Genomic DNA, 13,578 nt, shown 5'->3' with positions numbered 1-13,578 from the left:
CGCTATTCGCGCATCGGATTCCAGGAGGTCACACCGGTCACGTCCTGCTCGCGCATGGTGCGCAGGTACGGCCGTGCCCGGCCGCCCTTGACGCTGCCGTGGTGGCAGGCGAGCGCGTCCGGCTCCAGGGCCTCGATCTTGTCGAGGGCGGCGTCCAGATGCTCCCTGGACGGGAAGACCCCGACCGTCTCGTAGAACCCGATCATGGCGTCGGAGTCGTCGCCGTCCGACACCGCCCGCCCGCCCAGGGTCGGGGTCGCGAAGACGTCCGAGGCGAACAGCGTCCCGGTCGCCTCCTCGTAGGCCAGCATGCCGTCCAGGGTGGGCACGTACGGCGTGATCAGCGCGACCAGCCGGTGCTCGCCCAGATCCAGTTCGTCGCCCTCCTCCAGGGCGAGCGGTGCGCGGTCGCCCACCTCCGGCAGGGTGGTCATCGCGCCGATCGGGCTGCCCACCGGCAGCGCGTGCGGCGCCTGCCCGAGGAAGGGCTCCAGGGCGCCCGCCTCGTCCCCCTCCCAGTGCGGGACGACGATGTAGCGCAGCCCGCGCGGGTCGATCACCCGCCGGACGGCGTCGTAGGTGTCCTGGTAGGCCTTGCGGAAGCCGGTCTCGACGAGCGTGGGGGCCTCGTCCCGGATGACGAAGCAGCTGACGTCGAAATCCGGCTCGAGCTCCAGGTTGACCCGGAAGATGTCGGTACCGACTTCGGAGATGGTCGACATGGTCGCCTCCCGAACCTCGCGGACCATCACGCCCGGCGGCCGCCGGGCCGTCCCTCCCATTGAACCACCGCACCCCGCCGACCAGGGAGATCAGTCCGCCGGGCGGGGGATTTGTCCGTTCGCGGATCGGGGGGCCGGGGGGACTGCTTAGATCATCGGCATGCAGATGGTGCGGAAACCGTGGGGTGTGGCCGCCTACGGCGCGGCCAGCGTGAAGGCGATGCCCGACCTGGTGCGGGCCAGGTTCATGGTCGTCCGCCTGGAGCAGACGCCGTCCGAGGCGTTCGCCTCGGCCAACCGCGCCGTGCAGGCGGTGCGGGAGACGCTGCGCCGGCACGGGGTGCCCGACTCCGCCGTCGAACGGTCCCGGCTGGGCCTCAAGAGTTCGTGGGCCTATGGGACGGAGCGCAAGTTCCTCGGCTACCAGTGCCAGGCCGCGTTCTCCGTCGAGTCCGGGAACCTGGAGGACGTGCAGCCCCTTCTGGTCGATCTGGTCGACGCCGGAGCGAACGAGATCGAGGCCGTCGACTTCGACGTGACCGGCAAGGGCGAGATGCGGGCCGAGGCCCGCCGGAAGGCGGTCAAGGCGGCGCGCAGGAAGGCCGAGCTGTACGCGGAGGCCGCCGGGGTGCGGCTGGGCGCCGTCCTGCACATCGACGACGTCGACCCCGAGCAGGTCGGCACCGAGCGTTACATGAGCCACTCGTCGGCCGGCGCCGCGTCCGGGGAGGACCTGGCCCCGGGGCACGTGGTGGTCTCGGCGGCGGTCGTCCTCGGGTTCGCCATCGCCCACGGCTGAGCCGCGCAGGCCGGCCCCCGCGGGGAGCCGGCCTGAAGGGCGGGGGCGGTCAGGAGATCTTGCCGAGGCCGCGCGCCAGCACGGTCGTGGTCTTGGCGAAGACGGTGTCGTCGACGGCGCCGTCCTCGGTGTTCCGGTTGGTGTAGACGGCGATGATCAGCGGTGCGCCGGACGGCGGCCAGGCGATCGCGATGTCGGACGCGGCCCCGTACACGCCGCCGGTCCCGGTCTTGTCACCGACGGTCCAGCCCTCGGGAAGGCCCGCGCGGATGCGCTTGTCGCCGGTGGTGTTGGCGCGCAGCCAGTCGTTGAGGCGCTTGCTGTCCTGCGCGACGAGGGCCGGGCCGAGCGTCAGCTTGCGCAGGTCGGCGGCCATGAACGCGGGCATGATGGTGTCGCGCTTCTCGCCGGGCGCCCAGATGTTGAGATCGGTCTCCCAGCGGTCGAGCCGTCCGACCGGGTCGCCGAGGGAGCGGTAGAAGCGGGTGAGCCCGGGCGGGCCGCCGATCTGCTTCAGCAGCACGTTCGCGGCCGTGTTGTCGCTGGTGGTGATGGTCGCGTGGCAGAGCCGCGCGGAGGTCAGGCCGTTCTCGATGTTCTCCTTGAGCCCGGTGACGGGGGAGTGCGAGACCACGTCGTCCGCCGACCAGCGCAGCGTGCGGTCCAGCAGGCCCGGATCGGCGGTGCGCGACCTGTGCAGGATCGCGCCGCACAGGATCGCCTTGAAGGAGGAGTTGCTGGGGAAGCGCTCGTGCGTCCGGTAGCCCACGCTCCTGCCGGTGGCCGTGTCGATGGCGAACGCGCCGATCCGTCCCTGGTAGGAGGTCTCCAGGCTGCGCAACTCCTTGGCGACGTCTGCCTGAGTCGAGGGGCCCTGCTGGACGGTGGTCCCGGTGCGCGCCGCGCGCTCGCCGGCGGTCGAGGTCCCGGCGCCGCAGGCCGCTCCGGCGAACAGCGTGGTGATCGCCAGGGCGGAGGCCCCGAGTTTCGCCCGGAGCCCCCGGTGGTGGACGTGCCGCATCACAGATTCCTCGCTCTCGCCGACTGTCTTCGTTCCGGCACGAGCAGACCAGAGCGCCTTCCGTGATGTCCAATACTGATATTGGGCTCCGGCTGATACGGGTTTCCATATCCACCCAGGTCGGACGGGGCGCGGGGGCGGATCTACCTATGCGCGGTCGAGTACCCGGGCTCATGACGCGGGCCGCCGGCGCGCCGACCATGGGCCCATGGTCCGAAACGTGCTCGCCTACGCCCTGCTCGTGGTGCCGTGGAACGTGCACTTCCAGGCCCGCCGGCTCGTTCAGGAGATCGGGGCCGGCCGGGCACGCGGGCTGGAGGTGCCGCCGGAACGCGAGGCCGAGGCCCGCCGGATCGCGGCGCGGGCCCGGACGGCCGCCGTGTGCGGCCACGCGGTCTCCGCGGCCGTCGTCGCGGTGATCGCCTTCTTCTCCGGAGCGGTGATCGGGTACTACTTCGCCGGCTTCTACCTGCTCAGCACGTTCTTCCGGCCCGCCCACGCGTGGTTCGCCCACCTGCGCAGCCGGCTCGGCACGATGCTGCGGGAGGTCCGGTATCCCCGCGACGACGTCCTCGACCTGGTCGAACGGCTCACCTTCCTGGAGGGCCGCGTCGAGGCCATGCGGCTCACCACCGAGCACCTCCACCAGGCCGATCACACGCTCGAACGGCGGCTGGAGGCGGTGGACCTCACGGGCCGGCGCGCCGCCGCCGACCTGAACGGCAGGCTGGACGCCCTGGGCCGCCGGTTCGAGACCACCGTGGCGCAGCTGACCGACGACCAGGAGCTCATCACGGGCATCAAGGCGTTCCTGCGGCTCCTCCGCGCCGACCCCGCCTGATCGGCGGGGTCGTCCCGCAAATAACCGGGCGCGCCGCGGAGGGCCTCCGGGGTAGTGTCCCGGCGATGGTTGACGACGATGGCCACTTCGGCGAGTCCGTCGCGGCGACGTACGACGAGGCGTCGAAGGAGATGTTCGAGCCCGGCGCCGTCGAGCCCGCCGTCGACGTCCTCGCGGAGCTGGCCGGCGACGGCCGGGCCCTGGAGCTGGGCATCGGGACCGGCCGCATCGCGCTGCCCCTGTCCCGCCGCGGCGTCCCGGTCCACGGCGTCGACCTGTCGCGGGCGATGGTCGCGCGGCTGCGCGCCAAGCCGGGCGGCGACGCGATCGGCGTGACGATCGGCGACTTCGCCACCACCCGCGTGGACGGCTCGTTCTCCGTCGCCTACCTGGTCTTCAACACCATCATGAACCTGACGACGCAGGACGCCCAGGTCGACTGCTTCCGCACCGTCGCCCGGCACCTGGAGCCGGGCGGCCGCTTCGTCGTCGAGGTCGGCGTCCCGGACCTGCGCAGGCTCCCGCCCGGCCAGGACGCCGTGCCGTTCCAGGTGGGGGAGACGCGGTGGGCGTATGACGTGTACGACGTCGCCACCCAGTCGATGAGCTCCAACTACGTCGAGATCGTCGACGGCCGCGGCACGTTCACCTCGATCCCGTTCCGGTACGTGTGGCCCTCGGAGCTGGACCTCATGGCGCGGCTGGCCGGGATGCGGCTGCGCGACCGCTGGGCGGGCTGGACGCGCGAGCCGTTCACCGGCGAGAGCCGCGGGCACGTCTCGGTGTGGGAGAAGCCCGCTCCCTAGCCTGTGACCGGCTCCGGCCGCCGCGTGGTGATCTCTACGGCTTCGTCGGCCAGTACGGTCTGGGCGAACGCACGACCCGGGTAGATGTAGGGCCGGGGGCGGACGATGGCCGGGAGTGGATGATGGCGGAGCGCACCGCGGTGATCGCCGGCGGCGGGATCGGTGGCCTGGCCGCGGCGGTGGCGCTGTCCCGGCGGGGGTGGCGGGTCGAGGTCTGCGAGCGGGCCGCGGAGTTCACCGAGATCGGCGCGGGCCTGTCGCTGTGGCCCAACGCCCTGAGGGCCCTTGCCGCGCTCGGCCTGGACGGCCAGGTCAGGGAGGTGGGCGCGGTCGAGGCCGGCGGCGGCGTGCGCGACCGTACGGGACGCTGGCTCGCGCGTACCGACAACGCCGTCCTCGAAGCGCGGTTCGGGGCGCCGCTGGTCGTGCTGCACCGCGCCGAGCTGATACGGATCCTGGCCGGGGCGCTGCCGGACGGGGCGCTGCGCCCGTCGACCACGATCACCGGGGTGCACGACGACGGCGACGCGGTGGTGGCCGAGCACGACCGGGGAAGTCTGCGGGCCGCGCTCGTGATCGGCGCCGACGGCCTGCGCAGCGCGGTGCGGCGCGCCGGGTGGCCGTCGGCCGCGCCGCCCCGGTACGCCGGGTTCACCGCCTGGCGCATGGTGACCGAGCCGCTGCCCGAACCGCTCGCCGGCGGCGCCGTGACCTGGGGGCGCGGCGAGGAGTTCGGCTTCACCTCGATGAGCGGCGGCCGCGTCTACTGTTTCGGCGCCGCCGCGACGCCGGAGGGCGGCGCCGCCCCGGACGGGGAGCGGGCCGAGGTGCGCCGCCGGTTCGAGGCGTGGCCCGAGCCGATCCCCGCCCTGCTCGCCTCGGTGCCCGAGGGCGGCGTGCTCCGCCACGACATCTACACCCTGCCGCCCCTGTCCACGTTCGTCAGCGGCCGGATGGCGCTGCTCGGCGACGCCGCCCACGCGATGACGCCCAACCTGGGGCAGGGCGGGTGCCAGGCGCTGGAGGACGCCGTCGTCCTGGCCGAATGCCTCGGCGGCGCCGCCGGGGACGTCGCCGCGGCCCTGGCCCGCTACGACCGCCTGCGCCGGCCCAGAACGCAGCGCGTGGCACGCCGTGCGGCCCGCCTGGGCGCCGTCGGGAACGTGGCCTGGCCGCCCGCGGTCATGGCGCGGAACGTCGCCGCCAGGCTGCTCCCCACGTCGGTCACGCTGCGGTCCATGGCACCGATCCTGGGCTGGAGAGCCTGATGCCCGACTGGACCTACCATCCGCTGCGCGGGCCCGCGGGCGCGCTGCTGGGGACGCGCCGCTCGCAGCGGGCCGCGCTGCGCGCGCTGGCGACGCTGACCTCGCTGCCGGGCGGGCGCCGGACGATCGAGGCCGTGTTCGGTCACACGGCGCCTCCGTCCGCGCTGGCCGGGACCGTCGCCGGCATCGCGGTCGGGTCGCGCCTGGGCGCGGTCGTGCCGCCGGACGTCGCGCGCGACGCCGTCCGCGCGCTGCCCACGCAGGGCGCCGGTCTGGTCGTCGTGGAGCCGGTCGGCCCCGGCGACGTGGACGCGGTGCGCCGGGCCGCCGCCGGGCGGCGGTGCCCCGTGCTCGTGCGGACGGACGATCCCGAGGTCACGGCCGCGCTCACCCCCCATGTGGACGCGGTGCTGGCCGTCGGCGGCGCGGAGACGGCCGAGCCCGCGACCGCCGCCGTCGCCGATGCCCTGGCCGCGCTGTCCGCCGATCCGGGCGGGGCGGTCCTGGCGACCCCGGAGATCCTGGTGGAGGCGGGGCCCGGCTGGTTCCAGCGGGTGGCCGAGGCGGTCACGCCGACCGATCCCGCGCCCCGCGTGCGCGAGGTGGGGCTCGATCCGCGGCGATGGCCCGCGTGGTGGTGGGGGATGTGCGTCGGGATCGGGATGATCGTCGCCGGTCTGGGCGCGGCCGCCATCACCCTCGGCCCGCTCCTGCTCTGGTACGACCAGGGCTTCCTCGGCCTCGACCGGGCCGGGCTCCACGGAGCCAACCACCAGCTGGTGCACTTCCTGCAGCACGACCGGATCACCATGGCCGCCACGATGGTGACCATCGGCGTGCTCTACACCGGGCTGGCCGCGGGCGGGATCCGGCGCGGGTGGCCGTGGGCGCGCAACGCCTACCTGGTCTCCGGGTTCATCGCGTTCCCGACGCTGTTCTACTTCCTGGCGTTCGGGTTCGTGGAGCCGCTGCACACCGCCGTCACCGTCACGCTGTTCCCGATGTTCGTGGTGGCCGTGCGGCGGCGTCCCGTCCTCCCGCGCTGGACGCTCGCGGCGGACGGGCCGGAGACCGAGCGGCGGCGGGCGCTGCTGGGGCAGCTCCTGCTGATCGTCACCGGGGTGGGGCTGTTCGCCGGGGGCGCGGCCGTCTCGACCGTGGGGCTCACCCACGTGTTCGTGCCCAGCGACCTGGCCTTCCTCCAGACCACCTCCGGCGAACTCAGCGCCGCGAACCCGCGCCTGCTGCCGTTCATCGCGCACGACCGGGCGGGGTTCGGCGGCGCGCTGATGGCCGCCGCCGCGGCGATCACGCTGCTCACCGCCTGGGGCTGGCGGCGCGGCGAGGCGTGGCTGTGGTGGTCGCTGGCGGTGGCGGCGGTCGTGGGGTTCGTCCCGCCGGTGGCGGTGCACGCGCACATCGGCTACACCGACCTCCTGCACCTGGCGCCCGTCTACGTCGGGATCGTCCTCACCGCCCTGGCGCTGGTCCTGGCCCGCCCCTACCTGTGCGCGCGGCGGTGACGTCCGCGCCCGTCAGGTGGTGACGAGCGTGGACAGGTGGGTGAGCATCCGGTCGGGGTCGGGCTCCAGGCCGGTGAAGAGCCGGAAGGCGTCGGCGGCCTGGAAGACGACCATGCCGCCGCCGTCGAGGGTGCGGCAGCCGAGCCGGCGGGCGCGCTGGAGGAGCCGGGTGTCGAGCGGCCGGTAGACGATGTCGGCGACCCAGAGGCCGGCGTGCAGGTGGCCGGCGGGGAGCGGAGTGCCGGGGTGCGCGGTCATGCCGATGGGGGTGGTGTTCACCAGCCCGTCGGCGTGCCGGAGGGCGGCGGCCAGGTCGGCGGTGGTGGCGGTGCGGGCGCGGCCGGAACCGAAGTGCCGGGCCAGTTCGGCGGCGAGGCTGCGGGCGCGGGCGGGGTCGGTGTCGACGAGGGTGAGGCGGTCCGCGCCGAGGGTGAGGAGGGCGTGGGCGACGGCGGCGCCCGCTCCTCCGGCGCCGAGCTGGACGATGTGGCCGGTGGGGGCGTCGGGGAGGCCGCGGGCGAAGGAGTGCGCGAAGCCGGTCCAGTCGGTGTTGTGGCCGATGGCTCTGGGGCCGTCGAAGGTGACGGTGTTGACGGCGCCGAGGCGGGCGGCGTCGGGGGACAGCTCGTCGAGGTGGGGGATGACGGTCTGCTTGCAGGGGTGGGTGATGTTCAGCCCGGTGTAGCCGAGCCTGCGGGCGGCGCGGATCAGCTCGCCGGGATCGTCCGGGGCCACGTCGTCCAGGTCGATGATCTTGTAGAGGTAGCGCAGGCCGTGGTGGTCGGCCTCGCGCTCGTGCAGGGCGGGGCTGAGGGAGGTGGCGATGCCGGAGCCGATCAGCCCGATCAGATGCGCGGTCATCCCGGCCCGCTCCTTCGGCTGTGTTGTACGAACTAGTACGTTCGTAAGCCGATGCTACCGGACGGCCGCGACGATCAGCAGTGCCGCGGCCGATCCGCGCCTCCGGGAGCGGCCGGATCAGCCCGGGGCGCCGGGGGACGGCAGGGGGCGGTGGCCCAGGGCGGCGAGCAGGCCGGTCATGAGGCCGATCTCCTTGCGCTGCTCGGCGGCCATGAGCCTCGCCGTCCCCCGCACCTGCGGATGGGCGGCGTCCCGCGCGGCGGCGGCCGCCATGACCAGCCCGCCCTCGTGGTGGCGGATCATGAGCTGCAGGAACCGCACGTCCAGGTCGCGGCCCTTGGCCCGGCCCAGCCGGTCCAGTTCCTGCTGCGTGGCCATGCCCGGCATCGCACCGCCCCCGCCGCCCCCGCCGCCCCCGCCGCCGCCAGAGGCGCGATGACCGGCCGTCCCGTGACCGGTGTGGCCGGGGCGGTCCGGGGCCATCCAGGTCATCGGCGGGCCGGAGGGCACCTGGGGCGCGTTCCAGAGGCCCAGCCAGCCCTGCATCTGGCCGATCTCCTTGATCTGGTTGAGCTCCATCGCGGAGGCCAGCTGCGCGACCGACGAGCCCGTCCGCCCGCGGACCGCCTGGGCCATCGTGACGGCCTGCTGATGATGGACGATCATGTCCTGGCTGAACCCGACCTCGACCTCGCCGGGGGCCGCGACCCGTGCCGCGGCCCCTCCCGCCGGCCCGTCACCGGGCAGCAGCATCACCGACCCCGCGCCCAGCACCATGAACCCGACGGCCGCGAGCACGCGTCCCGCGGCGGCCCGCGCGCTCATCGCAACGGGTAGGCGTTGTTGCTGAAGCGCAGCAGCAGCGCCCCGTTGTCGTCGCACGACACCCACAGCCGGTCGCCGTCGAAGCGCGGCGGCGACATGCACCAGTCGGCGGTCATGTCCGTCTCGCCCGTGTAGAGCGGCGGCTTGCCCGGGTAGTTCTCGAGGATGTCGGAGAAGTGCGCGCCGAACGGGACGAACGCGTGCGCCGAGTTCCGCAGCTGGTCGCGCTTGCCGACCTGCGCGGGCGGGTTGAAGTAGGCGATCTCGCGGGGCGCCCGCAGGTCCCGGATGTCGAACACGCGGATCCCCGACTGCGCCCAGCCGCAGGCCATCGCGGTCGGATCGGCGAGCCGGTCGAGGGTGCAGTAGTGCGAGTCGTAGCCGAAGATCCCGTTCTTGGCGGTGTCGGCCCCGCGCCGCTGGGCGTGCTCGGGCCGGTTGATCTCCAGCTTGAGCTGCCGCACGGTGACCGGCTTCGTCTCGTCGGACATGTCCAGGATCCGCGCGCCGCCCGACCCCAGCTCGTCGACCGCGACCATGTAGGGCCGCCCGCGGTGGGTGAACGGGATCGTGTGCTGGGTGACCAGCCCGTCGGACCACGTCGTCCCGGAGACGCGGCGCAACTGCGGCTGCGGCTTGCGGTCCTGGATGTCGCCGGCGTCGAGGGTGGTGAAGCCGGTCGGGATGTCGGCGACGTGGATGCGCCTGCCGTCCGCGCTCACGCCGATGCCGTGGTTGACCAGTCCGGTGGAGCCGTTGTAGAGCACCTTCGGGGACCTCGGGTCGGACATGTCCAGCGCGGCGATGGTGCCGCCCACCGTCCCGGTCGTCCAGTACGTGCGGCCGTCGGCGGACCAGGCGGCCTCGTGGCCGGGGAACAGGCCGGGCAGGGTGAGCTTGGTGCCGTTGATCCCGTTCAGCAGCCGGGGCTTGGCGCAGTCGGTCTTGATGTCGTACACGGAGACGAAGAAGCCGCCGCTGAGGAGGCCGACCGACACCGCGGCCAGCAGCCCGCGGCCCTCGTGCACCTTGAGGGTCTCCCACGTCCCGCCGAGCGTGGCGGGGCTGACCAGCGAGTCGCTCAGCCGGGGCCGCGCCGGATCGGACATGTCGACGACGTTCACGCCCGGCCGCTTGGCCGACACCGCGCTCGGCAGGATCGTCCCGAGGTACTGGCAGTGGCCGTAGGACGCGCCGACCGTCGCCTGCCCCTGGCCCTGGTAGCGGCTGAGCAGTTTTAGGTTGCACTCGTAACCGCGCTGGCTGCGTCCGCTCTCGCGGTCGGCGAGGGGGACCTGGCCCTGGAGGCCGGTCTCGGGCGCCGAGCCCGGCCCGCAGTCGGCGCGGGCCACGGTGGTGTCGACGGGTGCCTGCGCCGCGGCCCGCTCGACGCCGCCCGCCACCAGCGACCCGGTGATCGCGGCCAGGGCGAGCGCCCCGGCGGCGCGTCTGCCGGTACGCCGGGTCTGGACGGGGGCGGGCGCGGGCGCGTCCGGCACTGGGGCGCCGAGGTCGGTCGGCGTGCTCATGGGAGGCTCCTGGGGGGTGGGAGGCCGGCGGACGCCTAGCGAAACGCTCGCGTTCTTTTGAATGCCGACCCACTGTAAGCACGCCCTTGCCATCTGTTCAGTGCTCCAGGGTGAGTGATTTCCGGGCGGATTTGTGGCCGCCGATACAAGCCGGAAAGGAGCGCACCTCCGGATCCGACCGGTGAACCGCCGGGGCGGGCACGGCCGTACGACCTTCCGTCAGGCCCCAGACGACCACGGCCTCCGGCGAAGCTCTCCCGGCACAGCCCGGCGTGACGCGCGCCCGGACCCTCACGGAGGATCGCGTGCACGGAGGAAAGACGGTTCCACCGACGAGCCCCCCGGCCGCGTACGACGACACGTACGGCGGCGACCGGGATCGGCGGCGGGCCGCGGCCATGCGCCGCACCGTCCCCGACCTGGCGTGGCCTCCGCCGAGCGCGCCTCCGCACGGGCCGCCTCCGCACGGGCCGCCTCCGCAGCGGGCGGCGCCGCGTCCTGCCGTGAGCCCGGACAACCTGACGGCCCCCCTGGTGAACGACCCCCGGGCCCAGCCCCCGCGCTACGCCCGGCACGGGGACCAGCCGCTCGCCCGGCGGGAGCGGCCGTCCAGAGCGCAGGCCGCGCCCGCACGGCAGAAGGCGCCCGCCGCGAAGATCGCCGGCAACCGGCTCCTGGTGGTCATGCTGTTCTGGACGATGCTGTCCGCCAGTGTCGCGCTCTGGGTGTTCAACACCCCGCCCAGCGCGGTCAGTGAGCCCGCCGAGGTCATCACCGCGGCCGGGCGGGTCACCGGTCTGGGCGGCGGGTTCCTGCTCCTGGCGCAGGTGCTGATGATGAGCCGGGTCGCCTGGCTGGAGACCTGGATCGGCGGCCACGACCTGATGCGCTGGCACCGCCGCCTGGGCGCGTGGCTGCTGGTGATGGTGCTCGCGCACGCCGGGTACATCACGGTCGGCTACGCGCTGACCGAGGACGTCACGATCGCCGACGAGACCGTCACCCTGTTCACCACCTACGACGGCATGGTCGGCGCGTTCACCGCCACCGGGATCATGGTGGCGATCGCCGCGCTGGCGATCCGCGGCGTCCGCCGCCGCCTGCCCTACGAGCTGTGGCACTGGCTGCACCTGGCCACGTACGCGGTGCTGATCCTGGGCTACGGGCACCAGTTCGCCAACGGCGCCGAGCTCTCCCGCGGGGGCTTCGCCGCCTGGTACTGGGCGGGCCTGTACGCCCTGGTGATCGCCTGCCTGGTCTGGGGCCGGGTGGTCGAGCCGCTGTGGCTGAACCTGCGGCACCGGCTCCACGTCATCGACGTCGTGCCCGAGACGGAGACGATGTTCTCCGTCTACGTCGGCGGCCGCCGCCTGGACCGGCTGGAGGCCCGCGCCGGGCAGTACTTCCGCTGGCGGTTCCTGAACGGCGGGGGCTGGTGGCAGTCCCACCCTTTCTCGCTGTCGGCGGCGCCCAACGAGCAGTGGCTGCGGCTGACCGTCAACGCGGTCGGCGGCCACACCGCGCGGCTGCGCCACCTGCGGCCCGGCACCAGGATCCTGGCCGCCGGACCCTCGGGAACGTTCACCGCCGGCCACCGCGTCCGCCAGCGGACGCTGCTGATCGCGGGCGGCAGCGGCATCGCCCCGATCCGCGCGCTGCTGGACGAGCTCCCGAGCGACACCGTGGTCATCTACCGGGCCGCCGACGCCTCCGGCATCGCCTTCGGCGACGAGCTGCGCGGCCTGGCCCGCCGCCGCGGCTTCACCGTCCACTACGTGCTGGGCTCGCGCGACGAGCCGGGCCCGCGCCGCCTGCTCACGCCCGAAGGGCTCCGGGAACTCGTCCCGGACGTGCGGCACCGCGACGTGTACCTGTGCGGCCCGCCCGGCATGGTCGAGGCCGCGATCGCCACACTGCGCCGGCTGCGGGTGCGCCGCCGGCAGATCCACCGTGACCCCTTCGAGTTCTGAGAACCCTGAGCCGCGACCGACCCCTGGGAGACAACGAGATGCGCCGAACCACCGCGGCCGTCGCCGGCACGCTGACCGGGACGGCCCTGCTGCTCGCCGCCAAGTTCGGGACGAGCCCGCCCGACCCCGTCGCGACCGACCAGGCCGCGGGCGAGACGGACGGGGCCGCCCCCGCACCCGCCCCGTCGGGCACCGCGCGCGCCGGGGGCGGGGGCGCGGCCGCCGCGAACGGGCTCAAGAACGGCGTGTTCCGGGGCACGGCCTCGGTCAACCCGCACGGCCCCATCCAGGTCACCATCAGGGTCGCGGGCGGGCGGATCACCGGGGTCAGCGCCACCCACGCCACGTCCCCGGCCAAGACCGTGCAGGTCAACCGGCGGGCGATCCCCGTGCTCCGGCAGGAGACCCTGACCGCCCAGAGCGCCCGGATCGACACCGTCTCGGGCGCCACGTACACCAGCGGCTCGTTCACCGCCTCGCTGCAGTCGGCGCTGGCGGCGGCGAGGGCCTGAACGGGAGCGCGAGCATGCATCACATCGAGCACGTCATGGGGACGGCGGTCAGCATCGACATCGCCGACCTGCTCCCGCGCCGCGACCTGGCCGGCCTCGTCGAGCGGACCTGCGCCTGGCTGCACGAAGTGGACCGGAGGTTCAGCACCTACCGCGCCGACAGCGAGGTCAGCCTCTTCGACGACGACGACGACGGGCCGGCCGGCCTCGACGGCTGCTCGCCCGACCTGCGCGCCGTCCTGGAAGCCTGCGCGGACCTGCACCGCCGCACCGATGGCTACTTCGACGCGCGCGCGACCGGGAGACTGGACCCCTCCGGGTACGTCAAGGGCTGGTCGGTCGAGGTCGCCTCGGCCCGCCTGGCCCGCGCCGGCTCCCTCAACCACTGCATCAACGCGGGCGGCGACGTCCGCTGCCGGGGCCGGTCGGCGTCCGGCGGCGCCTGGCGCGTCGGGGTGCGGCATCCGTGGGAGCCGGACAAGGTCGCCTGGGTGGTGACCGGGACCGATCTGGCCGTCGCCACCTCCGGCACGTACGAGCGCGGCCACCACGTCCTGGACCCGCACACCGGCGAGCCGGTCCGCGCCCTGCGCTCGGTGACCGTCACCGGCCCCGACCTGGGCGTGGCCGATGCCTACGCCACGGCCGCGATGGCGATGGGGGCGGACGGCCTGCTGTGGCTGGCGCGGCTGGCCGACTCGACGTACCAGTCGGCCGCCGTCACCCGCGACGGCCACGCCTACCGCTCCGACCGGTTCCCGGTGGCCACGGACGAGCCCGCCCCCGTCCCCGGAAACGCCCTCACGGACGGAACCGGCCTCGTGGCGGACGCCGTTCTCGCCGTGTCCGCCCCACGCCCCTGACCCGCCCCGGGAGGACCGCCGTGCACAAGTTCTTCCTC

General features: G+C 74.1%; 13 protein-coding genes. 8 read left to right on the top strand and 5 right to left on the bottom strand.

Features of this window, described 5'->3' with window-relative positions:
* Window positions 1-2: 2 nt before the first annotated feature.
* The gene (locus ACZ466_RS10040) at window positions 3-722 is read right to left on the bottom strand and encodes an oxygen-binding di-iron domain-containing protein (RefSeq protein ID WP_378290119.1); all 720 of its coding nucleotides are present in this window, start codon (window positions 720-722) and stop codon (window positions 3-5) included.
* A 160-nt stretch (window positions 723-882) separates the two neighbouring features.
* On the opposite strand from ACZ466_RS10040, the gene ACZ466_RS10035 reads away from it, so the two are divergent.
* Window positions 883-1,521 (top strand): SIMPL domain-containing protein, encoded by a 639-nt coding sequence (locus ACZ466_RS10035; protein ID WP_378290117.1) that lies wholly within the window; start codon window positions 883-885, stop codon window positions 1,519-1,521.
* A 49-nt stretch (window positions 1,522-1,570) separates the two neighbouring features.
* Here ACZ466_RS10035 and bla read toward each other — a convergent pair whose 3' ends face one another.
* Window positions 1,571-2,542 (bottom strand): class A beta-lactamase, encoded by a 972-nt coding sequence (bla, locus tag ACZ466_RS10030; protein ID WP_378290115.1) that lies wholly within the window; start codon window positions 2,540-2,542, stop codon window positions 1,571-1,573.
* Window positions 2,543-2,750: 208 nt separating this feature from the next.
* Between bla and ACZ466_RS10025 the strand changes: the two genes are divergently transcribed.
* From ACZ466_RS10025 to ACZ466_RS10010, 4 genes are all read left to right on the top strand, one after another.
* On the top strand, window positions 2,751-3,383 hold the full coding sequence (locus tag ACZ466_RS10025; protein ID WP_378290113.1) for a hypothetical protein: 633 nt from the start codon (window positions 2,751-2,753) through the stop codon (window positions 3,381-3,383).
* A gap of 65 nt (window positions 3,384-3,448) precedes the next feature.
* Window positions 3,449-4,189: a class I SAM-dependent DNA methyltransferase gene (locus ACZ466_RS10020; protein ID WP_378290111.1), complete on the top strand. Its 741-nt coding sequence runs from the start codon at window positions 3,449-3,451 to the stop codon at window positions 4,187-4,189.
* A gap of 119 nt (window positions 4,190-4,308) precedes the next feature.
* Window positions 4,309-5,457, top strand: a complete 1,149-nt coding sequence (locus ACZ466_RS10015; RefSeq protein ID WP_464043256.1) for an FAD-dependent monooxygenase — start codon at window positions 4,309-4,311, stop codon at window positions 5,455-5,457.
* Complete coding sequence (locus ACZ466_RS10010; RefSeq protein WP_378290107.1) at window positions 5,457-6,980, top strand: hypothetical protein; 1,524 nt, start codon at window positions 5,457-5,459, stop codon at window positions 6,978-6,980. Before ACZ466_RS10015 ends, ACZ466_RS10010 begins: the two co-directional genes overlap by 1 nt.
* Before the next feature lie 12 nt (window positions 6,981-6,992).
* Here the strand turns inward: ACZ466_RS10010 and ACZ466_RS10005 are convergent, their stop codons facing one another.
* From ACZ466_RS10005 to ACZ466_RS09995, 3 genes are all read right to left on the bottom strand, one after another.
* Entirely contained in the window at window positions 6,993-7,841 is an 849-nt protein-coding gene (locus tag ACZ466_RS10005) for a shikimate dehydrogenase (protein ID WP_378290105.1), read from the bottom strand.
* 117 nt (window positions 7,842-7,958) lie between these two features.
* Window positions 7,959-8,666 carry a DUF305 domain-containing protein gene (locus ACZ466_RS10000; RefSeq protein WP_378290103.1) on the bottom strand — a complete coding sequence of 236 codons (708 nt, stop codon included), beginning with the start codon at window positions 8,664-8,666 and terminating at the stop codon, window positions 7,959-7,961.
* On the bottom strand, window positions 8,663-10,195 hold the full coding sequence (locus tag ACZ466_RS09995) for an LVIVD repeat-containing protein (RefSeq protein ID WP_378290101.1): 1,533 nt from the start codon (window positions 10,193-10,195) through the stop codon (window positions 8,663-8,665). The genes ACZ466_RS10000 and ACZ466_RS09995 overlap by 4 nt, the downstream gene beginning before the upstream one ends.
* A 305-nt stretch (window positions 10,196-10,500) precedes the next feature.
* Between ACZ466_RS09995 and ACZ466_RS09990 the strand changes: the two genes are divergently transcribed.
* From ACZ466_RS09990 to ACZ466_RS09980, 3 genes are read left to right on the top strand one after another with little or no spacing between them, the layout of a single operon-like run.
* Window positions 10,501-12,165 carry a ferredoxin reductase family protein gene (locus ACZ466_RS09990; protein ID WP_378290099.1) on the top strand — a complete coding sequence of 555 codons (1,665 nt, stop codon included), beginning with the start codon at window positions 10,501-10,503 and terminating at the stop codon, window positions 12,163-12,165.
* Window positions 12,166-12,203: 38 nt separating this feature from the next.
* Entirely contained in the window at window positions 12,204-12,677 is a 474-nt protein-coding gene (locus ACZ466_RS09985; protein ID WP_378290097.1) for an FMN-binding protein, read from the top strand.
* Window positions 12,678-12,691: 14 nt separating this feature from the next.
* A complete protein-coding gene (locus ACZ466_RS09980) occupies window positions 12,692-13,540 on the top strand; it encodes an FAD:protein FMN transferase (protein ID WP_378290095.1) in 849 nt (282 codons plus the stop codon).
* Window positions 13,541-13,578 lie beyond the last annotated feature (38 nt).

This window comes from Actinomadura rugatobispora (genome assembly GCF_055379765.1).
The sequence above is the reverse complement of the archived record's forward strand: the minus strand, read 5'-3'. Positions and strand labels throughout refer to the sequence as shown.

Excerpts from the sequence above, each read along its gene's own strand:
- ACZ466_RS10005 (WP_378290105.1), bottom strand. The coding sequence starts at position 7,841 with ATGACCGCGCATCTGATCGGGCTGATCGGCTCCGGCATCGCCACCTCC.
- ACZ466_RS10010 (WP_378290107.1), top strand. The coding sequence starts at position 5,457 with ATGCCCGACTGGACCTACCATCCGCTGCGCGGGCCCGCGGGCGCGCTG.
- ACZ466_RS10000 (WP_378290103.1), bottom strand. The coding sequence starts at position 8,666 with ATGAGCGCGCGGGCCGCCGCGGGACGCGTGCTCGCGGCCGTCGGGTTC.
- ACZ466_RS09995 (WP_378290101.1), bottom strand. The coding sequence starts at position 10,195 with ATGAGCACGCCGACCGACCTCGGCGCCCCAGTGCCGGACGCGCCCGCG.
- ACZ466_RS10040 (WP_378290119.1), bottom strand. The coding sequence starts at position 722 with ATGTCGACCATCTCCGAAGTCGGTACCGACATCTTCCGGGTCAACCTG.
- ACZ466_RS09985 (WP_378290097.1), top strand. The coding sequence starts at position 12,204 with ATGCGCCGAACCACCGCGGCCGTCGCCGGCACGCTGACCGGGACGGCC.
- ACZ466_RS10025 (WP_378290113.1), top strand. The coding sequence starts at position 2,751 with ATGGTCCGAAACGTGCTCGCCTACGCCCTGCTCGTGGTGCCGTGGAAC.
- bla (WP_378290115.1), bottom strand. The coding sequence starts at position 2,542 with ATGCGGCACGTCCACCACCGGGGGCTCCGGGCGAAACTCGGGGCCTCC.
- ACZ466_RS10020 (WP_378290111.1), top strand. The coding sequence starts at position 3,449 with ATGGTTGACGACGATGGCCACTTCGGCGAGTCCGTCGCGGCGACGTAC.
- ACZ466_RS10015 (WP_464043256.1), top strand. The coding sequence starts at position 4,309 with ATGATGGCGGAGCGCACCGCGGTGATCGCCGGCGGCGGGATCGGTGGC.
- ACZ466_RS09980 (WP_378290095.1), top strand. The coding sequence starts at position 12,692 with ATGCATCACATCGAGCACGTCATGGGGACGGCGGTCAGCATCGACATC.
- ACZ466_RS10035 (WP_378290117.1), top strand. The coding sequence starts at position 883 with ATGCAGATGGTGCGGAAACCGTGGGGTGTGGCCGCCTACGGCGCGGCC.